The sequence below is a fragment of the Anatilimnocola aquadivae genome (assembly GCF_049819085.1).
Taxonomy (GTDB): domain Bacteria; phylum Planctomycetota; class Planctomycetia; order Pirellulales; family Pirellulaceae; genus Anatilimnocola.
Genome location: NZ_CP187419.1, coordinates 3,291,861 through 3,313,258 on the forward strand (window position 1 = coordinate 3,291,861; position 21,398 = coordinate 3,313,258).

The window sequence follows — 21,398 nt, forward strand, 5'->3', positions numbered from 1 at the left end:
CACGAAAATGCAACTGGGCAGACCATCAAAAGCCCACAAATTCCGCAAAAAACAACTAAATCGGCAATAAACCTCGGGAAAATCCAGTGTTTTTTGCGCAACAAGGTAAATTTTCGGCGGATTCTCCTAGAACCGGCTGCCTCTCATTCACCCAACTTCGCCCTTAATGAGACCATGAACTTGTCACCACTTGCCGGGCGATTCTTTTGGCTCGCTTGCTTGTTCCTGGTAAGATATTTTGAGAAAACGAGTTGCGCTGAGTCGAGTTGCGCCAGACGGTCTCTCTCGCGGCCGCGCACCCCCGCAGACAGGATGACGAATCATGCTTCACGGTCGAAACACCACTCCCGGCTTGGATGCCTCTCGTCTCGTGGGCATGCTCTTGCTGGGTTGGGCCTGTCTCTGCCCCGCAACCGCCGGGGCTCAAGTTGAAGCCGGAAGTGACGTCGGCTCGATCATTCGGCCGGCGACGCGCGAGTTGCGTCAGTTGTTGAATCGCGCGCGGAAAGCACTCGATGAAAAGGACTACCCCGCAGCCGTTCAAGCGCTCGAAGAGTTGTTGACTGATGCTTCGCTCGATGACTACTTTCTGGCAGCGCCTGGCCAGCCCGATGCACAGCTGAGTGTGAAGTCACTGGGCAATCAGTTGCTCGGTAATCTACCTCCCGCCGCTCGCCAGCTGTACGAAACGCAGGTCGGGCACGACGCGCGGCAAAAGCTGAATGACGCGCTCACCGCTCGCGATTTGGCTGCCGTGGCCGAAGTGGCTCGCCGCTTTGTGCATACCAAGGCGGGCAACGAAGCTGCGTTCTTGCTGGGCCGCATGGAAATGGATCAGGGCCGTGCTTTGGCCGCTGCGATGATCTTGCAACCGCTGTGCGAACAGGCACCTGCCCGCGAAATGCTCGACCCGGAACTTTCGGTGCTGACTGCTGCGGCCTGGAACCATGCCCGCCGAGCCGACAAAGCCAAAGAGACGCTTCTGGCACTCAAGCTGCGAATGCCACGCGTCAAGGTTCGCTTGATGGACGGCGAGGAACCTTTGTTCGAAAAGGACGAAGAGGCCCTGAGCTGGCTGGAGCGGATCGCCGGCCGAGGCTTGGCTCCCGCCGCGCAAGTGGCCAATCAGTGGATCACCTTTCGCGGCGACGAGGCGCGCAACGCCGCCGCTGCCGGTGGCTTCCCCCTGGTGAACGCCGAGTGGTTTTTCCCGACGGTGAACCATCAAGGGACGATCGACGCGATCTCGAAACAGACCCGCACGTTGCAAGACCGGGGCGAATCGATCGTCCCGTCGATGCAGCCTTTGGCAGTGACCACCACGACGCGCGCCGGAGCCAAGGTCGACTACGTCATCATTCGCACGCCCGAAAATGTGCGCGGCATTGTGATGAAAACGGGCAAGGTCGCCTGGGTGAATCCTTGGGACCAACCTTCGGCCGCGAGCAATACGCCCAAACTGGCACAGGGCCCGCAGCAGCAAAACAACAACCAGGACATGATCATTCGCCAGCGCATTTGGGAGGACAACCTGTACGGCCAAATGAGCAGCGACGGCGAACAGCTGTACTTCATTGAAGGGCTGGAATACACGTCGCCATCGAACATGAACCAGATTCGTCCCGGCGTGTGGATCGGAGCGCGGCCGAACTCGATGGGCGTCAAAGGCGCAAACCGTTTGAAGGCTCTCAATCTCCATCGTCACGGCAAGCTCGTGTGGGAAATCGGCGGCGAAAGCGGGCTCGAAGATCCCAATCTGGCCGGCGCGTTCTTCCTCGGTGCTCCGCTGGCAGTCGCCGACCGGCTCTACGCGCTCGCTGAGTTTCAAGGCGAGTTGCGACTCCTGTGCCTGATACCAGAAACGGGATCGCTCGAATGGAAACAGCAACTCGGCAGTGTGCCGGACGAAGGCATGACCATTCGTTACGACGCAACACGTCGGCTGGCCGCTGCGAGTCCCTCGTATGCCGATGGCTTGATCATTTGCCCCACGTCGGCCGGCGCGGTGGTTGCCGTCGATCTCGGTACGCGGGCCCTGAAATGGAATTACACCTACGATCGGAACGATCAGGCGACTCGACCTCTCCGCGGCATGATCACGTCCAGTGGCACTGCCGCGCCCAGCCCTGGGCGCTGGCTCGATTCGGCAGCGATCGTTGCTGATGGCTCCGTCGTAGTCACACCGGCGGAATCGCAATATCTGCACTGCCTCGATCTTGTCACCGGCAAGCCCCGGTGGGCGCCGCTCAAGCGCGAAGACTTCCTGTTCGTCGCCTGCATCCACAATGGCAAGGCAGTTGTCGTCGGCAAGAATCGCGTCAAAGCAATTCAACTGAGTGATGGCAAAGAGGCTTGGGCTGCTCCTGTCGACTTGCAGGCCGATTTGACTGCGGGTCGAGGCTTCTACAGTGGCTCGAGCTATTACCTGCCGACGACTGGGCAACAGCTGGTCAAGATCGATCTGGAAACCGGCAAGATCACGGACCGCATGCGGACCGAATCGACGCTGGGCAACTTGATTTGCTTTGAAGGCAAAGTGGTCTCGGTCGCCAGCAATCAGGTCGCCACGTATTACCTGGCCGATCACTTGCGACCGCAGGTCGAAAAGGATCTCGCCGCGAATCCCAAAGATCCGCGCGCTCTCGCTCGCATGGGCGAACTGCTCCTTACCGACAGCAAAGCGGACGAAGCGCTACGCATGTTGCGGCAGGCTTACGAGTTGCAACCCGCCGACATCCGTGTGCGAGGCTTGCTCGCCCGCGTGATGCTGATGCTGCTACGCAGTGACTTCATGAAGCATCGCGACTTGATTGTTGACGCCCGTGAGTTGATCGACGATCCAAGTCAGCGGCGCGAACTGCTGAGGTTGCAAGCAGTCGGCTTGCACAAGGCGGGGCTTGTTGCCGAATCGCTCGAAGCGTTTGTGATGCTCGCCGATGAACTGCAAACGGTACATACTCCCGAAGATGGCAGCGGTTCGCAGATGGAGTACATCGATAGCAAGTTGCAAGTAAGCACTGGCCGCTGGCTGCAGGCTCGCTTGAGTGAGCTTTATCGCGGCTCTAGTGAAGAAGATCGAGTTCGCCTGCAAGATCGACTCAAGATTCGTCTGGACCAATGTCTCAAGAGTGGCACGCTGCTCAGCGCGCGGCGATTTGTCGAAGTCTACGGCTTTCATCCACTGGCCGATCGCGCTCGCCTGTTGCTGATCGAAAAGTTGCTGGCGGAGAGTAAGTTCCTGGAAGCTGAACTGCAGGCAGGCCAATTGCTCGACTCTGCCGATACCGGCTATCAAGCGGCTGGCCGTGTTGGGCTCATCTCGGCCTATCAAAAGGCCAAACGGCCGATCCTCGCCGCCGAGCATTATGCCGAACTGCAAAAGCTCCTCACGCTGTCACCGCTCGCCGCCGATCATGCCGCACAAGCATTCGTGGCGAACTTCAAAATCGAAGATCCCTCGCAAAAGACCCTCGCGCTCGATCATTGGCTCGGTGGTCGCGTGTCGAAGGTCGATGGCAACATCGACCCCAACCGTGCTCGCCCCTACATGAACAATTTCAACGTCTACCTGACGGAACTTAGCGGCCCAGCGCCGCGCGGCATGCGTGCATTGTACGATCCCTCGCAGCAGGCGATTCAAGTCGTCGATAGCCTGGGCAAGACAATCGCCCAAGCGCCCATTCGCCGCAGCGACGGCATCTATCGCCGCTCGTACTCAATTCCCTACTCGGGCCTCGTCGGTCGAGCCACCGGACACATCGTGGTGGTACACACCGGTGGCGAAGTGTTGGCCATCGATGCTCTGCGCCCTGCCACTGCGACCAGCGAACCAATTCTGTGGCGTGGCGAAGTTGTCTCGCTCGACATGCTCTCTGCAGGTGCTTCGTACTCACAGTTGCGGCAGGTAAATAATCCCGTGACCGGCAATCGCACGATCGCCTTCGATCAATCGGGGCAAACCAATTGCCAGCCTGGTCCGGTCACGCCGTTTGGCATTGTCTATCAACGTGCGCGACAGCTGATTTGTGTGGATCCTGTCAGCGGTCAAACGCTGTGGGAACGGGGCGGAGTCGATCCGGCCTGCGATCTGTTTGGCGACGAAGAATTCGTGTTTGCCGTGCCGCCGAATTCCGACCAGGCAAGCGTCTTCAGCATGCTCGATGGTTCGTTGCTCGGTAAGCGCACCGTGCCCAAGACAAACTCGCGGTTAACGACCAGCGGTCGTCGCATTCTCGCTTGGGAACAGGTCGGCAACTCGCTGCGGCTGAAGCTAGTCGATCCTTGGAGTGAAGGCGAAGACCTGTGGAACCTGCAGACGCAAACCGGCGCGAAGGGTCAGGTTCTCGAAGGGGATGAATTTGCACTGTTGGAGACGACGGGCAAGCTGACCATCCTCTCGCTGCAGACTGGATCAGTGGCTGTCACTTCGCAGTTGGTCGCAGAGCCGATCATCAATTCGCTGCACGTACTTCGCTCGCGCGAACAGTACACCGTGCTCGCCAATCAACCGATCGCTGACTCGGTTCCGGGTTTGATGACCACGCCTCTCTCAGGCGGCGGCATGCCGGGACAACAAGCGCACGGCCGCGTCTACGCCATCGACCGCGCCACCGGCAAACAACGCTGGCAAACACCCGCGTTCGTTGCTCAGCACGGACTTCCTTGGGATCAGCCTGTCGATTCGCCCTTGATGGTTTTCATCCGCAATAAACGCGGCCCCACCGGCGGCGGCAACTGGTCGGCCAACCTGCTCTGTCTCGACAAACGCGATGGCTCCATCGCCTATGAAGGAGACATTGCCACTGCGCAAGCCAATATGTGCGAAGTACAAGCCGACTTCGAGAAGCAAGCCGTGCAAGTGACAACCTGGGTCCAACCCGGCACCATGCGCGTGACGCTCATCAAGCTCACCGAGGATCCAGCGGCACCGCAGGCTCCAGCTCAGACTGGCAATCTATCCAGCCTCACCGCTGGCTTACCGGAGGGCACCGTTGTGAACGTGGCCGACGCCATCTTCGAAAAGGCGGCTCTAGGCAAGGACGGTGTTGTCGGTCCCAACATGCCCATCATCGGCCCCAACGGAGCACCGATTCGCGGCTTGCCGCCGAACCTCCCGCCACAGATCTTGGAGCGTCTGAAGGAGATGCAGAAACGCGGGCAGTTGCCGCCGAATTTCCCGCCGCTGCCCAACACGCCGAATCCAGCCCCAGCGCCTGCCGCGCCTGCTCCGCGACCGGCACCGGCCGACCCGTTCGAATAGGCCTTTGTTGGCAGATCGAGTCGTCGTTTCCCTTGGCTGCCGTTCGGCCTTGGGATACGATGAAAGGTACTCTCCTGTCGGTTTCCCACCTGAAGAATCCGCGGTTGCTGCAGCTACCAAGCTGCCTGAACCGTACGTTGGAATGACTCGTATGCCCGACCTTTCGGCATCTCGTTTTTTGACCACCAGCTGCTTGTTTGCAGTGCTGCTTTGCGCCGCGGTCGTGACCGCCGCACCGCGTACCGGCGAGCAGGTCTACAAGGCTCAGTGCGCTTCGTGTCACGGCGAAAAGGGTGAAGGGGTCAAAGATCAGTACGCCCAGCCTCTAGTCGGCGATCGCTCGCTGATGGAACTGACCGACCTGATCGAAAAGACGATGCCCGAGGGGGAACCGGAGGCTGTTAACGGCGAAGAAACGCAGAACGTCGCCAAGTTCGTGTTCGACTCCTTCTATTCGCCCATTGCACAAGCTCGCAATCAATCAGCCCGGTTTGAACTCTCGCGCTTGACGGTGCGGCAGTATCAGAACTCGGTCGCCGATCTCATCGGCAGTTTCCGCCAGCCAACCGCCTGGCCCAAGGAGCAAGGCCTACGCGGCGAGTACTACAAGACACGCCGGTTGCGCGGCAACGATCGAGCGATCGACCGCATTGATCCTGTCGTGAACTTCAATTTCGATGACAAGAGCCCCGATCCCGAGAAGATCGAGCCGCACGAGTTCTCGATCCGCTGGGAAGGTTCGCTGCTGGCACCCGAAACCGGCTCGTACGATCTGGTCGTGAAGACCGAACATGCCATGCGGCTGTGGGTGAACGATCTGAAGGAACCACTGATCGACGCCATTGTGAAGTCGGGCAAAGACACGGAGTATCGCGCGAGCATTCGCTTACTCGCCGGTCGCATCTATCCGCTCAAGCTGGAGTTCATCAAAGCCAACCAGGGTGTCGACGATTCGAAGAAAGCCAAGGAGAAGCCGCCGGTCAAGGCGATGATCGCTCTGGAGTGGCAACCGCCGCAGCGCGAGCAGGAAGTGATTCCGGCCAGCAACCTTTCGCCCAAGGTCGTGTCGACGCAGTTCATTCCGAATACGCCCTTTCCACCCGACGATCGCAGCATCGGCTACGAGCGCGGCACTTCGATTAGCAAAGCCTGGGATCAGGCTACCACCGATGCCGCGCTGGAGGCTGCAGCTTACATGGCGAAGAACGCTCGCGAGTTGAGTGGCGTTGAGCTCACGAAGGAAGATCAAAAACAAAAGCTCCGCGACTTCTGCAAAAAGTTCGTCGAGCGGGCCTTTCATCGACCGCTAACGGAAGATCAGCAGAAGCTGTACATCGATCAGCAACTCGACGAAGCTTCCGATCTGACTCTCGGCCTCAAACGTGTCGTGCTACTTACCCTAAAGTCACCTCGGTTTTTGTATCAGGAAGTTGCTGTCCCCGAGGCCGATCAATTCGACCGGGCCGCGCGCATTTCGTACACGCTCTGGGATAGCTTGCCCGACGAAGCACTGACGAAAGAAGCTGCGGCTGGCAAGCTCGCGACGGCGGAACAAGTTCGTGCGCAAGTGGAGCGGATGATGCCCGACCCGCGTACGCACGCCAAGTTGCGAGCGTTCTTTTTGCAATGGCTGCGCGTCGATCAGGCTCCGGATCTGTCGAAGGACGAGAAGCTGTTTCCGGAGTTCAACGAACTGATCGCCACGGACCTGCGTGCTTCACTGGAACTGTCGTTGGAAGAAATTGTCTGGAGCGAAGCATCCGATTTTCGCCGCCTTCTCGGCGAAGACTCGCTTTATCTGAATGGCCGGCTTGCCAAGCTGTATGGTGTTGACCTACCGGAGACTGCCGGCTTCGAGAAGGTGGCACTCAATCCTGGAGAACGCGCGGGGCTCATTTCGCATCCCTATTTGCTCGCGGGCTTTGCTTACACTTCGACGAGCTCGCCCATTCATCGCGGCGTGTTTATCTCGCGCAGTCTGCTCGGCCGCACGTTGCGTCCGCCGCCGGAAGCCGTCTCGCCACTTGCGCCGGACCTACACGCGAGCCTGACGACACGCGAGCGAATTCAGCTGCAAACCAAGGCTGATGCCTGCATGGGTTGTCACAAGATGATCAACCCGCTCGGCTTTACGTTTGAGAACTTCGATGCCATCGGCCGCTTTCGCGCAGAAGAAAAAGGCCGGGCCATCGATGCCACGGGGGGCTATCTCACTCGCAGCGGACAGCTGAAGGAATTTAGAAACGCTCGCGAGCTGGCCAGCTTTCTTGCCAGCAGCGACGAAACGCATGCTGCCTTCGTCGAGCAACTGTTCCACTACTTTGTAAAGCAGCAGTGGCGAGCCTATGGCCCAACCACTCGTAGCGACCTGCAGAAAAAGTTCGCCCAGGATTTTCACATCCGCAATCTAGTTACCGAAATTGTCGTGCAGACCGCGCTGCGGCCGACGGCGAAGTAGCCCACCGAGCCGGCAGCCTTCTTGGGAAGGCTGCAAGGCATTCCTGATGGCCCCCCTGACTATCAGGGGACTAGAAACCGGCATTGCCAAAATAGCCTGTCGCGGAGATGATGCCCGCATTCACGAATGCGAACCTGCGCTGAGCGACCTGTCGCTGGCACGGGAATCTCATTGGCAGGAGGCCGCCAGCATGTACTCGATTTCTTTCCGCAATTCCGTTCCTTCCTCGCCAATGGGCTTCGCCTTCGTTGCCAGCTTGGCGTGTGCGCTGTTCTCGATTGGCTGTGGCGGCAGTAAAACGCCCGTTCCGGCGGCGAGCATCGAAGCGGGCGATCCAGCTGTCACTGCGACAGCGAGCGACACCAATTCCGACACCAGCAAACCGGCCGAATCGGTTCCGATTCGCAAGGTGGCAGTGGTCGATCCGATCGTGCTGATTCAAACTTCGGCCGGCGATATCAAGCTGCAGCTGTTCCTGCAAAAATCGCCTCAAACCGTCGATAACTTCCTGCGCAACTACGTGAATCGTGGTTTCTACGAGCAGACCATTGTGCATCACGTCGACAAGGGCTCGCTGCTGGCCGCTGGTGGCTACACGGCCGATCTGCAGCCCAAGACCACGCGGGCTCCCATCTTTAACGAAGCGGCCAATGGCCTGAAGAATACGCGGGGCACCATTTCGATGGCTCGCGACCCCGCGGTGGCTCACAGTGCGACTTCGCAGTTCTTTCTGAACGTGGCCGACAACGAAGGACTGGATTTCGTTGGCAACGAGAACGACGCCGACTTCGGCTACTGTGTCTTTGGCCAGGTAGTGGAAGGGATGGAGATCATCGACCGGATCTCGCAACTGGCGGTCGCCGCGCAGGGTGATTTTCCTGCCGTGCCGCAAGAAGCGGTCGTCATTCACAGCGTGAAGCAGTTGAAGTAAGACCGCGAAATCGCTCTTAAGGTCATATTTGTCAATGGCTTAGCAATACAGAAGCTGCACTCCTTGCAGCTTTTGGGGCCAATGTATAATAGTGCGGAACGAATTCTCCTTAACTTTGCTCGCTGCTCTGGTTCGGTCTCGGTGATGCGAACGAGCGGCGAGACGTCGGTGATTACCTGTGGCGAGCAGCGCCCAGGTTGATAACTGCGGGTTAACTATCGCACCCACGCTGAACGTCGCACTTCCCACCTGACGTCAGCAATTCTTCATCTACACCCCACCGACCGGAAGCAATTCGCCGCGGCCCGTTGCTGCGGCTATAAGCCACCCCTGGTGCAGGCTGTTTGCAGGAGCGATCAAAAAAGTCGCTCCCGTTCGCCTGCCAGAGTTGCTTCCCTCCCGATTCATCCGCGACGATAGTGCGCGCGGCACCGGACACACACTCGCAGTCCGCCCTGCGCGCCTTGGACAATAGCCCACCATGACCAACGATCCCGATCCGCATAAACTTACTTCGCAACCAAGCAACCCCAACGCCCCTCCGCCCAAGCTCAATCCCGATGAGCCCGTGCAGGAAGTCGACGCCGACAAAGCGATCGAGCCTGTCGACGGCCCGGGAATGACTCAAGCAGTCAAGACGCTGCTCGTCGGCAAGCCGCTCGATCTGGCCGATCATTCCATTCACCAGCACATCTCACTCATCGCCTTCTTGGCATGGGTTGGTTTGGGCGCGGACGGTCTATCTTCGTCCTGCTACGGTCCCAGTGAAGCGTTCGAGCATTTGAAGGGGCACACCTACTTGGCCCTGTTCCTGGCGCTGGCCACGGTCTTTACCGTGTTCATCATCAGCGCCTGCTATAGCTATATCATCGAGGCCTTTCCTAGCGGCGGTGGTGGCTACCTCGTCGCCAGCAAGATGCTGGGAAAAGAAGTCGGTGCCCTCAGCGGTTGTGCGCTGGTCATCGATTACATCCTGACCGTTACCGTTTCGATTGCCGCCGCTGGAGATGCCCTGTTCGGATTGTTTGGCAGTTCGTTTCTCGCGACCGCCAGTTTCTTGCACTTGCCCATTCAGGACGAAAGCAGCATCAAGCTGCTGCTGGAATTCAGCGCGATTATCTTCCTGGTCGTGCTCAATTTGCGCGGCGTGAAAGAATCGGTCACGATTCTGGCGCCGATCTTCGTCATCTTTTTGATCACCCATGCGGTGTTGATTATTGGCGTCCTCGGTTCGCATGCCGGCGATATTGGTAGCCTCGCCGGCGATGTGAATAGCCACATTCGCGAAGATATCCGCAATCCGGCCGTAGGCTGGTGGTTTCTGCTCAGCATGCTGCTCAAGGCGTATTCGCTCGGTGCTGGTACCTATACGGGTATCGAAGCCGTTTCGAACAGCATGGCCGTGATGCGCGAACCTCGCGTCGCGACGGCTCAGCGCACGATGATCTACATGGCCATTTCGCTGGCCATCACGGCGGGCGGTCTGATGCTCGCCTACTTGCTGTTCGAACTCGATCTGAAGAAGTACTACGGCACGGTTGGAAGTCATAAGACTGCCGTTGCCACAGCCGATTCGGTCGAAGTGAGCCCGCCCGAGCCTCATCGACTCGATAGCCTGGAGGCGCTCAAGCACGATCGCAAGCAAACGATGAACGACCTGTTGGTGCAGTGGTTCGTCTCGGGAACCGATGACGTGATCGAGAAGAAGCAAGCCACCTGGTACGCGCAAGTTTTTCGATACATCACCATTCTGTCGGAAGCGGTGCTGCTGCTGGTAGCCGCGCAGGCGGGCTTCATTGGCGGGCCGAAGTGCCTCGCGAACATGGCCCACGATAGCTGGGTGCCGCACTGGTTCGGCAGTTTGTCGGAGCGGCTGTCGTCGCACTACGGCATTGTGCTGATCGGCCTCAGCTCGATTGGCGCGTTGTGGGTGACCAACGGAAACGTCTCGAAATTGCTCATCATGTACTCGATCAACGTGTTCGTGACCTTCACGCTGTCGATGATCGGCATGTGCCTCTACTACTACCCGATGCGCGGCAAGATGAAGAACTGGAATCTGCGGATGACACTCTTCACCTTTGGTGCCGTTCTGTGTAGCTCGATTCTCGTCGTCACCGGCATCATCAAATTTGCCGATGGCGCGTGGATCACCGTCGTGGTGACGGGAATCTTGTGGTGCATCGCCATGCTCATCCGCCGCTACTACGTCGGCGTAACCGCTCGGCTGCGAGGTCTCGACGAGACGCTCGGCACCATCGAAGTGCAGGGCAAGCCAAATCGGAAGGCTCCCAATCCAGAACATCCGACCGCCGTCATCCTCGTGGGTGGCTACAGCGGCCTGGGTGTGCACACGCTGCTAAACGCCCTCCGCTTTGTACCGAATCACTTCAAGAACGTGATCTTTATTTCGGTCGGCGTCGTCGACTCGGGTAACTTCAAGGGTGTCGAGGCGATGGAAGCGCTCCGCGAACACACCGAAGATTCGCTCGAAAAATACGTCGACCTCGCGCGACGCTTGGGCCTTCCCTCGCGGGCCTATATGTCGATTGGTACTGACGTGGTGGAAGAGCTCGAACAACTCAGCCGCGTGGTGCATCGTGATTTTCCCGGCGCGGTGGTCTTTGCGGGGCAGCTCGTCTTTCAACGCGAAACCTGGTACGGCAAACTGCTGCACAACCAAACGGCCTACTCGCTGCAACGCCGCCTGCAATGGGATGGCGTGCCGATGGTGATCCTGCCGACCCGAGTGCGCGGTTAGCGACATCTCGCATTTCTCGCCCCCGCCTCTGCGGCTGGGGTTCCTTGGTGTAAAAAACGCCCAGCTCTAACGGCCTCAAAAGCCGCGAGGCCTTCCGCTAGCACTCGATCTCAAGCTCCTCTGGCACGATTTCTTTGCGGTTGCTACAGTCCGCGCTGGCATGCCCCTATTCTTGCGCATGCCGATCAGCCTGCCAGGGAAGGCCGCGAACATGAAGTCCAACAAGCCCACACTGTGCGTCGCCATCATCGCGCGAAATGCAGCCCGCCAGCTTCACGAAACCTTGCTCAGCGTACGCCAGCTGACGACCGAGATCGCGGTGCTCGAGACCGGCTCGACCGATACCACGGCCGAAGCGGCCGCCCTCGGAGGGGCGCAAGTCGTGCGTCACCTGTGGGACGACAATTTTGCGGGCGCGCGCAACGCCCTATTGCCGCATCTGCAAGCGCCTTGGATCCTCTGGCTCGATGCGGGCGAAACCTTGCTGCCCGACGACGTTCCTCTCTTGCAGCAATTTGTGCAGCAATACGCCGATGACAGCCGGGCGTACTATCTGCGCGTAGCGACTCCGGCGAATGCCGGTCAAATCGGCGGCGAGCAAATTGCCCGTCTGCGGTTGCATCCGAATCGCCCCGGTCTGATCTTTCACGGACGCGTGCGCGAGTCGATGCAGCGATCGCTGAATGCTTTCAACTTGGAAGCCGAGCATCTGCCCCTGACGATTCAGCGCGGTGCGCAAGAGCACGATCCCGAGGTGAAAGCGGCCCGTGCCCGGCGCAATATTCATCTCGCTGATCTGCAGATCTCGCAACGGGGCCCCACGGCGGACCTGCTCAATTGCTTGGGCGAAGCGTTTCAGGCGATTGGCGACTCGGTGCATGCCGAACAGCACTATCGCCGCGCACTCGAATTGTCCTCGGCCCAAAGCACCGAGATGCTCGAAGCCTACTATGGACTGCTGACTTGCTTAAGCAAACCAGATTCGGCTGCCGAGCAAATGCAGCTGTGTTTGGCCGGACTCGAGCAGTTTCCGCTCGATGCTCAACTGCTGTGTGCGCTCGGTGGTTATCTGCAGGGGACACAGCGATTCGAGCTCGCCATTCGTTCGTTCACGTTGGCGGCCGAGCACGGGCAGATCAATACGCAGTTGTGGCACTTGCCAGAAATTCGCGAGATTGCCACGTCGTGCCAGGCACAGCTGTTGTTGCAGAACGGACAACTCGAGGCATCGATGCTGGCTCTCGACCAGGCACTGGCCCGCTATCCCCATTCGCAGCGATTGCAAGTTCAGCGGCAAAAGCTGATGGGCACTCAGCAAGTTTCGATCGCCGAGCCCGAGACACTGCGAGCGATGACGGAACAGCACAAAACCGACCGCACGCGCGTGGATGAATCGGCCGCCTCGGCGATGCCTGCGCCGCGGCTGCAATCTTCGCCCCTGAACAGCAAGCCTCGCGCTTCGCAGCGGTAGATTAGTCTTTCGGCGCGTCGACGGCATGCTTGAGCAGGTCTTCGATATCGACGAACTCCAGCGCCGAGATATGCGTCGCGGCCAGCACGATGGGCGGCGCGACGCCCGCTTCGAGCGCTTCTTTCCAGCGTTCGACGCACAAGCACCAACGATTTTCAGGTTGCAATCCGGGAAAGTGATAATCGGGATTCGGCGTCGAAAGATCGTTCCCCGCGTCGTACGAAAACTCGAGAAAGTCTTCGGTCATCTGCGCACAGACCAGATGCAGACCCATGTCGTCGACACCCGTCTCGCATTTGCCGGTACGAAAGAAACCGGTTCGCGGAGACATGCAGCAAACCTGCAACGGTCCGCCCAGAACATTCTTCGGGCCCGCCATGTGGTGCTCGTCCTTGATATCTTCGGCTAGTGAATCGATGCCGGAAAAAATACAGCCGGCTGATGGTTGACCAGCCGGCTGACATGTCTATCGAAAATAATCGCGAAGCCTAGTTCCACCACAGGTTGCTGGTAGAGGCGGGCTTGGCCTTTTCGCGAATCGCGCCGACAGCTGGTCGCATTTCGGTCTTGTTGGCCACTTCCCACGAGTTGATGGCGACGCCACCCGAGGCTGTGATGATCCAGTTATTGCCTCGCTTGAGAGCGCTGCTTTGCGTGGCCACCTTCTTGGGAGCTGGGAAGCTTTCGATTCCCATCTTGTCGGAAGAGAGTTCTGTCAGTTCGCACTTGGCCTTGGCGGGCAGGTTTTCTTTGGTGATCAGCGCGGCGACCACGCACATGTCCATGATGTTGCGAAGTTCGCCGAACACTGGCTCTTTCACCGACAGATCTTCGTACTTCGCCGTGAATTGATCGCACCATTTCTGAGCGACCGGGTTGACCTTGCCGGTTCCCTTGACGGTGCCAGCAGCGTTGTCGACGAATTCATCTTCCGTCATCACCTTTACGCCGGAACCACGCAGTTCCCAGGCGAGACCATCTTCGCTACGGCCCATGGGTTCGTAGTTACAGGCCATCCACCAGCGGGGCATCATGTTGTCGAGCTTGCCAGGAATCATGTCGATAAAGCTAGCCAAGCCGCGGACAGGAGACTTTTCGAGCTTCATGCCGATCCGCTTCATCTTGTAGTCGGCGGCGACCAGCACGCGAGCAAAGTGCGAAGTATCGGGCACACCGCTGACGGTGATCTGTTGATTGCCCATCGCCTTTTCGATGCCATCGATCACGGCGGGGTTAAAGGTCTTTTGTTGGCTCATGTACTGTTCGAACTTCTGACGACCTTCGACCGTCGGATCGATCGAGCAGGAGATACCGCCCTTGCGAGCTTCTTCCACGGTGCGGAAGGCGACGAGCAGGTCTTCCAGGCTGAGGACCGGGCGACCGGTGGTGACACCGACGACGCTTCCTTTGCCATCGAGTTGCCAGCCTTCGCCCGGACCGGCGAGGACGATGTCGTTTTGTTCGGGATACAGCAGCACGTACTGAATACGTTGAATGCCGGCGAGATACTTGATTTCGTCGGGCAAATCGGCGACTTGATTCTTCTTGGCATCTCGCAGGGCGGCGTTGATCGCCTTCAGCGAGATCTTGCGCATTTCGACGGGGGTGTTCAGGTCGCCCGGTGCAGCGCGAAAGTTCTGCCCCATCAAGTCGTTGAGCGCTTGCTGGTTCAATTCGGTGGCACTATCGAGAATGCCATCGGTATTGATCGAAACACCACCCACGGCGCTGCTACGGCCAATATTATTGCCCGCTTTGACGACGGTGCAGCAGATCGCCAGGACCAGCAACACTCGCCACAACACATTACGACGCGACATGAAGTCACTCCTCATCAAGATCAGTAAAGGCAGCGGCAAGTCCCGCTTTGGTTCAGACGCAGTCTGTTCCCGCAGAAGTAGGTGCCGGCCACACAGAAACCACCGCAGCGAAGCCCCTGAGCCTGCGGTCGTCTCCAGATCACAGCCGAATAGGAAGCTGCCGCACCGCGCGCAGGCGATGCCGGAAGCTTTGCTGTCATCAGCGATTAGCATAGTCGGCCCTGTCAACGGATGCAAGAAAACTCGCTGCCAAGTCGATCTTTCGGCTCACAAATGCCCGGTCATCGCCACTGGCGCTTGACCCCGCCCGCTGTTTCCGATAACTAATACGGCTTGCAGCGACTGCCAGCAGTGCTGGGCGACCTGTCTCACGCCTCGTTGCAATCGTGATCTCCGTTATTTTCGTTCGCCCACTCGCCAAGGATTGCCAAACGTGACCATTACGCGCCTCGGATCGAACCCCAAGCTGGCCGAAGGTTGGGACGCCGCTTTTGGCGGTAAGAAGGCTGCCAAGAAGGAAGAAGCCCCGAAGAAGGCTCCGGCCAAGCAAGCTGCTTCTCAGAAGGCAGCCCCGGCCAAGAAGGCGAAGAAGAAGTAAGCCGAGCCCAAGATTAATGCGTTCGGCAGCGGAGACGGACCGATGGCGGAGTCGACATCGCCCAAGCTTGGCGCCGGCGAGTGGCACTTCCAGACACCTGTCCGCTACCACAATGTGTACACAGTCGAGCGGACGACGGGGCCGGAGCGGCTCATCGTCGGGCCGGATGGAGATCACGTTGAGCTGCTGCTGTCGCTGGCTGAGCTGTGGCGGCAGGACTACTACGTGCTGTATGTCCTGCTCGTGCCCCGACAGGGCAAGCGGGAACCGGGTCGCTACCAGTCTCCTGGGCCGTTATCGTTCCAGCAGTTGGCCACGTTCTGCCGGCGGTTCGCCCCATTCCTTCAAGGCGATGGGCGGCACCACCTGTGGGTCGGCTCGACAATCAAGGCAGGGCTACTGATTTACGATCAGCACGAATGGATTTGGGCCTACGGCGACCTCCCAGCATACACCCATGTATTGCAGTCGCGGGGGTTCACTGAGGGCGAGGTCAGCTTGCCGGTACCGCACTCGCACAGCTACAACGCGGCGTTCGATGCCGACGAGGATGATTTGGCTGGGTACTGGGAGTGGGTACACTTTCCGCTCCAGCCCAGCGACGAGTATTGAGAGCGCGGAAGCAGACGGTGGGGCACGCATTTTTCTAGTGCTATCTACGCGCCAATGTAATCAACCTTGCCCATTAAACCTGCCGATGGAAGTAAGTGGCTAGGTCACCTTTGAGTTCTCGTTTGACCGTGATTTTCGCCGGAATTTCCTTACAGTCTGACTTTGTAAATTCCGTTTGGAAAAGTTTGACGCCACCCGCCTTCACCAGTTATTATCCCCGACGTGAGTTTGCCTTCCCTATCTTCCCTCTACTTGTGATGGACGACGAATGAGCTACAGCTCTGACAACTCGTCGATGGGCATTCTGGGCGGGATCGGCAGCGTGCTGCTGGTCTGCATGGTGGTGGGTTTGAAGGTGGGCGCCCGGGTTTTGGCCCGCGCCAGCCGCAACTACGACTATAACCAGTCGCAGGTCGATCAAACTCAAAGCCCGGATTTCTACACTACCCAGGGCTCACAACAAACCAGCATTGTGCCATCCGTTACGCCTTACTCGTCGGGTCCGAGCTACCCTTCGCCAAGTTACACCTCGTCCAGCCCCAGCTATTCGTCGAATTCGCACGCCGACTTCATGGCCGCCCAGACCGCCCGCCGAGAACGCGAAGCTGCTGAGTACGCGGAGCGAGAACGCCAGCGAGTCGAAGCCAACGCCGCCGCTCAAGCTCGACGTGAAGCGGAAATTGCCGCGGCTCGCGAAAACGCTCAGCGAATGGAATCCGAACGCCTCGCGCGGATTCAGGAAAACGAAAATCGCATGCGCGAGTTGCGGGAACGAACCGCGGGGATGGCGAGCCCGCCCGGCGGTTTCGCTCCCGTGCAAATCGCACCGCCCGTTCAAGCCGCCCCGCCCGCTGCAGACGAGAATGCCATTCCCGGTTTTGCGGTAACGAATATCTCGCAAATCAAGGTCAAGGATTACGTCTTCGCGCAGTCGCAGGACGGCAAGTGGTATCCGGCCATGGTGCAGCTGAAGCGGGGCCTGCTTTTCCGCATTCGCTATTCAACGAATGGGGTGTTCGATATGGTCACCGCCGACCGCATTCGCCTCAAGAATGAGCCCGCCGAAGTCGTCGCCGACGCAGCTCCCGTCGGCCCGGCTGCACTGCGCCCCGTCGCGCCACAGGCGTCTGCCAAAACAAGCGAAGAAGACGATGTGGCTTTCATCGCGAAGCCCAAGACAGACGACGAGCCTGCTGCTGCCGTGGAAGTTGCAGCGGCACCAATGCCCGCTCCGGTTACGACTGCCGATCCACCGGCAGCAGCCAATTTGCGCACGTGGACCAATGACACGGGCGAGTTCAAAGTCGAGGCCGAACTGGTCAGCTTTGAGTTCGACATCGTCAGGCTGAAACGAGCCGACGGCAAAATTCTGAACCTACCGATCGAAAAGCTCTCGATCGACGACCAGGCAATGGTGCGCAGGCAGTTTCCCTAGGGGCGTCTGGCAGTTAGTCGACTCGCTCTGCAAGTGAAAAAAATCCGCTCTGTTGTCGATCCGGCCGAGACTCACGCGACTAGCTTGTGAAGTCTCATTCTCGTTGCTCGGTTCACAAGGAGTTGGAAAATGTCTCGACAATTGCAAGTATCTGGTCTGTTGCTGGTCGCGCTGTGCCTGCCTGGACTGTGCCTGCCTGCCCTGGGCGATGACAAGCACCAGCACGATCACCCCGCCGGCCCCACCAATGCCGCTTTGGAAAAAATGAAGAAGCTGGCCGGTACCTGGGTCGAAGCAGACAAGGACGGCAAGCCGACCGACACGATTGCCTCCATTATCAAGGTTACGGCAGGTGGAAGCGCGGTCCAAGAGACGATTTTCCCCGGTCAGCCCCACGAGATGCTGTCGGTCTACACGGTCGAAGGCTCCGATTTGGTGCTGACCCACTACTGCGTGCTGGGAAATCAGCCGCGGCTGAGGGCCGATCCGAAATCGGCAGCCAATCAGATCAATTTCAAGTTCGCCGGCGGTGCAAACTTGGACCCCGCGAAAGACAAGCACATGCACGACGCGCTGCTGACGATTGTTGATGCCGATCACCTCGAAGTTGAGGGCACAGGGTGGGAAAACGGCGCTCCCGCGAAAGAAATGTGCGGCAAGATGAAACTCGTCCGCAAAAAGTAGATCGTGCCTGGCAATTGCTGAAAGTCGTCCCGGTGGAACTACGGTGGGACGAGGGACCTAAGTCAGACATTTGGCCCGCCCCGTACGGTGGGTCAAGTCGCGTGAGACCCTCTCGAGGTCACCGGGCCCGGCGCGCGACATCGACCCACCCTACCTGTGCCGACCAGCCCTCTTGAATGTCTGCTGCATTACTGCAGTATCTCTTGACAATGTGTCGTTAATTTGTTCATCTGATGCATTCGACTTAGTAACTTAGTGGTTGTCGTAAATCGCTCCATGTTGTTAGTACTTGAGAATTGACTACGGAAGATTGTCCGCCGCAAACTTCGGGCAGACAGCCTGGTACGGTACTGTTCAGGGGGTTCGGCGAAGGAGTGGCCAAAGTGGTTATCAAACGGTTATCAAGAAATCGACTGATTACGGGGTGCGAGAGCACGAAAGTTGTTGACAGGCAAGGGCTTGGCCCGGGTCGGCGAAATCGAAAAAACGAACAAAAAAGTTATCAAAATGGACCTCAGTATTGTTCGCAAATGGGCTGTTCAAGAGCGGGTAGTCGAGCGGGAACATTCCCCTTAACGAAACCGGGCCCACTGGCAACCTCGAGTCACTTCGAGCGAATGCCGTTTGGCAAGCACGCGAAAATCGGTGGTCACCACCATTGTTGATGGCAAGCTGGAGAGGGCCACAACCCCTCGCTCCGTTCGGTCGCCCCTACCGCCCCGGCCCTGCTTGGTTCAACGCGATGGACCGCAATGGTGATGGCGGTGTATCGGGCCGCGAGTTCAGCGGCCCAGCAGAGATCTTCTACAAGCTCGACCTCGATCAGAGCGGACTCCTCTCTCCGGCTGAAGCGGACAAAGCAGGAGCGAAGTAGATTGTCTCTCGGCTGAAGAGTTCATTCGGTAGCTGAAAACCTCCGGTCCACGAAACCGAGGGGATTGCAAAGTTGATCTTCGGTGTCACTGTCGGCGACGACAGGCGGGTGCTGGTGAGCCGCCAGCGAGTACTTTCCATGCGGTGCGCCGATATGCTTTCGCAGGCGCAATGCTGAATCGCCGCACATAACCAAATCGAGGTAAACGCGAACTATTCGCTATGGTCATACCAAATTACCGCTGCTTCTTCAGTTCGAACTGCTTGCCGGAGAGAGCGTCTTTCACGAATGCGCCCCAAAACGGAGTGGGCGTGTAGTTCCAGTCGCTGATAAGGATGGGCGTGGCTTTGGGATGAAACGAGAAGCCGGTCCAGTTCAGCTTGTGCTTTTGAATGAGACCGAGCATGTCAGGAACCCAGGTGTACGGATCTTCCTGAGCATCGGCGGGGATGAACGACATCTTGTTGATGTCGGCCCCCACTTCGCCAATGAAGATCGGGTGCTTCTCGGCGACGGTCATCACTTTATTCTGCCAGTCGCGCTTCCAGGGATAGATGTGCGTCGAGTAGACGATGCCATTGCCGCTTTTATCGCTGAGTTCAAAACCCTTGGCGATGCCGGATAGATCGTAGGCCCAGTCGAGACCGCCGCAGATCACGATGTTGCGAGCGCCCGTCTCGCGCACGGCGTCGATCAGCTTTTGCATGCCAGGCGATTCGAAGCCGTTTTTCGCTTTGGCTTTTTCTTCCGGCGTGAGGAAGTTGTCTTCGTCGGCTGGTTTTTCTTTCTCAGCGACAAAGCCACCCTTTTGCCAGACTTCCCAACTGATGCCGTGGGGTTCATTAAACAGGTCGAAGAGAACGGCAGGATGATTCTGGTAAGTCTGGGCGGCATCCTTCCAGAATTCGACGTGCGCGTCGTTGGGTGCACGGAAGCGATGCAGGTCGAGCACCACATAGCCGCCGCGATTGGCGACGAGCGTGATGACCTGGTCGACCAGTTCGCGATACGACTTGCCGCCGTCCTTCTGCGCGCTGTTGCGGCCGAACCAGTACTCTTCCTTGACGGGCAGGCGGATGCAATTGGCTTTCCATTCGTCGACGGCTACGAGAGTCGACTTCAGCACCTTCTCGCCTTTCGCCGAGAACTCCAAGCTGACGACGTTCACCCCTTGCAGCCAAAAGTGCTTGCCTTGCGAATCGAGAATGCGGTTTCCTTCCACGTGCAGTTCGAGCGGCCACTTGGCCTTATTTGGTTCTTCGGGCGAAACTTGCGAGGCCTTCTCGATGGCGGCGGCCGCAGCAGCGGCGGCGATCAACTCCTGCGCGGCAACTGGCTTCAGCTTCAGATCGTCGAGATCGAAGGTGCCACGCTCGACTTGCAACAGGGCGGGCATGAATTCGAGCGACAGAGCACCGGCGGGAACCAGAAACTGAACTCGCTTTTTCACCCAGCCTGCCGTGTTGCTGCGCGTGAATGGGGGCGAAGGCTTTTGCGAAAGCTTCTTGCCGGCGGCATCTTTGAATTCGAGCATGATGCGAGCATCGAAGTAGGGCTCTTTACCGGGCTTGAGATCGGTGATGCGTTGCTTCCAGGTAAACTCCAACGCTTCGACCCCCGCGGGAATGTCGATCTCGCGATAGAGCAGAACGGTCTGGCCTTTTTCCAGCGACTTCAAACGCAGGAAGTGATTCTCACCTTCCGTCTCCCACGTTTGGCCGCCCTTGCCTCGGCTCCATTGATCGGGAACCAGATCTTTGTTCGCATCCGTTTCGAAGGTGCCGTTGGCAACGATCGAACCTTCTTTTTCCAGCAACGTCGCTCCCTTGGCGCGGCGGTTGGCGGCGTTCGTTTCTTGCTTCTCTTTGGCAACGGCTGCAGCAACTTTGGCCGCTTCAACCAGCGGCGCGGGATCCGTCGCGGCGAGAGTCACATCGTCGAGGTCGAACTGGCCTGCTTCCACTTGAAACAGCGCGGGCATGAACTCCAGTAGGTGAGCCCCCTCGGGCACGAGAAAGCTGATGCTGCGATCGACCCAGCCTGCGGTGTCTTTACGGGCGTAGGGAGCGGAGGGACTGCCGGCAAGTTTCTTCCCCTCGGCATCTTTGAATTCGAGCAGCACTCGGGCGTCAAACCACGGCTGCTTGCCGGGCTTGAGTCCGCTGAGGCGTTGCCGCCAGGTGAGCGTGAGGGCGCGGATGTCGGCGGGAAGGCGAACATGATGATAGATCATCACCATCTCGCCCGGCTTGGTGCAGGTTAAGCGGAGAAAGTGGTTGTCGGCCTCTTTTTCCCAGGTGATGCCTTCTTTCTGTTTGGTCCATTGATCGGGCCAGGCATCGGCGTTGGTATCGGCTTCGAAGTTGCCGTTGGCGACGAGAGATTTAGTGGTTGGTTCGGCCGCGTTCACTCGGTTAATAAGGAACGAAACGGCCACGACGGCAAGTATCAATGAACGCACGGGAGAGGTCTCAATGGGGCGCAATTGAAGAAT

Annotated in this window: 13 protein-coding genes; 10 read left to right on the forward strand and 3 right to left on the reverse strand. The window is 58.5% G+C overall.

All coding sequences use genetic code 11. The features are described 5' to 3' along the window. Positions 1-322: 322 nt before the first annotated feature. From NA78x_RS13380 to NA78x_RS13400, 5 genes are all read left to right on the forward strand, one after another. Positions 323-5,260 (forward strand): PQQ-binding-like beta-propeller repeat protein, encoded by a 4,938-nt coding sequence (locus tag NA78x_RS13380; RefSeq protein ID WP_425618952.1) that lies wholly within the window; start codon positions 323-325, stop codon positions 5,258-5,260. Between the two features lie 151 nt (positions 5,261-5,411). Beyond that, positions 5,412-7,718 (forward strand): DUF1592 domain-containing protein, encoded by a 2,307-nt coding sequence (locus NA78x_RS13385; RefSeq protein ID WP_425618953.1) that lies wholly within the window; start codon positions 5,412-5,414, stop codon positions 7,716-7,718. A 190-nt stretch (positions 7,719-7,908) separates the two neighbouring features. Further along, positions 7,909-8,649, forward strand: a complete 741-nt coding sequence (locus NA78x_RS13390; RefSeq protein WP_425618954.1) for a peptidylprolyl isomerase — start codon at positions 7,909-7,911, stop codon at positions 8,647-8,649. 481 nt (positions 8,650-9,130) lie between these two features. Then, positions 9,131-11,410, forward strand: a complete 2,280-nt coding sequence (locus NA78x_RS13395; protein WP_425618955.1) for an APC family permease — start codon at positions 9,131-9,133, stop codon at positions 11,408-11,410. Positions 11,411-11,621: 211 nt separating this feature from the next. Further along, positions 11,622-12,881, forward strand: coding sequence for a glycosyltransferase (locus NA78x_RS13400; RefSeq protein ID WP_425618956.1), 1,260 nt, complete (start codon positions 11,622-11,624; stop codon positions 12,879-12,881). Position 12,882: 1 nt separating this feature from the next. Here NA78x_RS13400 and NA78x_RS13405 read toward each other — a convergent pair whose 3' ends face one another. Then, positions 12,883-13,260: a DUF2237 family protein gene (locus tag NA78x_RS13405; RefSeq protein WP_425618957.1), complete on the reverse strand. Its 378-nt coding sequence runs from the start codon at positions 13,258-13,260 to the stop codon at positions 12,883-12,885. A gap of 109 nt (positions 13,261-13,369) precedes the next feature. Continuing rightward, entirely contained in the window at positions 13,370-14,701 is a 1,332-nt protein-coding gene (locus NA78x_RS13410; RefSeq protein WP_425618958.1) for a DUF1598 domain-containing protein, read from the reverse strand. Between the two features lie 433 nt (positions 14,702-15,134). Here NA78x_RS13410 and NA78x_RS13415 point away from each other — a divergent pair, with 433 nt between their 5' ends. The 5 genes from NA78x_RS13415 (at position 15,135) to NA78x_RS13435 (ending at position 18,904) form a co-directional block, all read left to right on the forward strand. Next, the gene (locus NA78x_RS13415) at positions 15,135-15,299 is read left to right on the forward strand and encodes a hypothetical protein (protein WP_425618959.1); all 165 of its coding nucleotides are present in this window, start codon (positions 15,135-15,137) and stop codon (positions 15,297-15,299) included. A gap of 42 nt (positions 15,300-15,341) precedes the next feature. Beyond that, positions 15,342-15,911 carry a hypothetical protein gene (locus NA78x_RS13420; RefSeq protein ID WP_425618960.1) on the forward strand — a complete coding sequence of 190 codons (570 nt, stop codon included), beginning with the start codon at positions 15,342-15,344 and terminating at the stop codon, positions 15,909-15,911. A 268-nt stretch (positions 15,912-16,179) separates the two neighbouring features. Next, the gene (locus NA78x_RS13425; protein ID WP_425618961.1) at positions 16,180-17,346 is read left to right on the forward strand and encodes an SHD1 domain-containing protein; all 1,167 of its coding nucleotides are present in this window, start codon (positions 16,180-16,182) and stop codon (positions 17,344-17,346) included. Positions 17,347-17,475: 129 nt separating this feature from the next. After that, positions 17,476-18,030, forward strand: a complete 555-nt coding sequence (locus NA78x_RS13430) for a hypothetical protein (RefSeq protein WP_425618962.1) — start codon at positions 17,476-17,478, stop codon at positions 18,028-18,030. 664 nt (positions 18,031-18,694) lie between these two features. Continuing rightward, entirely contained in the window at positions 18,695-18,904 is a 210-nt protein-coding gene (locus NA78x_RS13435) for a hypothetical protein (protein WP_425618963.1), read from the forward strand. 235 nt (positions 18,905-19,139) lie between these two features. On the opposite strand, the gene NA78x_RS13440 is transcribed toward NA78x_RS13435, so the two are convergent. Then, positions 19,140-21,365 (reverse strand): glycoside hydrolase family 5 protein, encoded by a 2,226-nt coding sequence (locus tag NA78x_RS13440; protein WP_425618964.1) that lies wholly within the window; start codon positions 21,363-21,365, stop codon positions 19,140-19,142. Between the last annotated feature and the right edge of the window lie 33 nt (positions 21,366-21,398).

Bases quoted from the DNA above. Each gene is read 5' to 3' on its own strand.
- NA78x_RS13420 (WP_425618960.1), top strand. From the start codon at position 15,342: ATGGCGGAGTCGACATCGCCCAAGCTTGGCGCCGGCGAGTGGCACTTC.
- NA78x_RS13405 (WP_425618957.1), bottom strand. From the start codon at position 13,260: ATGGCGGGCCCGAAGAATGTTCTGGGCGGACCGTTGCAGGTTTGCTGC.
- NA78x_RS13385 (WP_425618953.1), top strand. From the start codon at position 5,412: ATGCCCGACCTTTCGGCATCTCGTTTTTTGACCACCAGCTGCTTGTTT.
- NA78x_RS13430 (WP_425618962.1), top strand. From the start codon at position 17,476: ATGTCTCGACAATTGCAAGTATCTGGTCTGTTGCTGGTCGCGCTGTGC.
- NA78x_RS13425 (WP_425618961.1), top strand. From the start codon at position 16,180: ATGAGCTACAGCTCTGACAACTCGTCGATGGGCATTCTGGGCGGGATC.
- NA78x_RS13390 (WP_425618954.1), top strand. From the start codon at position 7,909: ATGTACTCGATTTCTTTCCGCAATTCCGTTCCTTCCTCGCCAATGGGC.
- NA78x_RS13410 (WP_425618958.1), bottom strand. From the start codon at position 14,701: ATGTCGCGTCGTAATGTGTTGTGGCGAGTGTTGCTGGTCCTGGCGATC.
- NA78x_RS13435 (WP_425618963.1), top strand. From the start codon at position 18,695: ATGGCAAGCTGGAGAGGGCCACAACCCCTCGCTCCGTTCGGTCGCCCC.
- NA78x_RS13395 (WP_425618955.1), top strand. From the start codon at position 9,131: ATGACCAACGATCCCGATCCGCATAAACTTACTTCGCAACCAAGCAAC.
- NA78x_RS13400 (WP_425618956.1), top strand. From the start codon at position 11,622: ATGAAGTCCAACAAGCCCACACTGTGCGTCGCCATCATCGCGCGAAAT.
- NA78x_RS13380 (WP_425618952.1), top strand. From the start codon at position 323: ATGCTTCACGGTCGAAACACCACTCCCGGCTTGGATGCCTCTCGTCTC.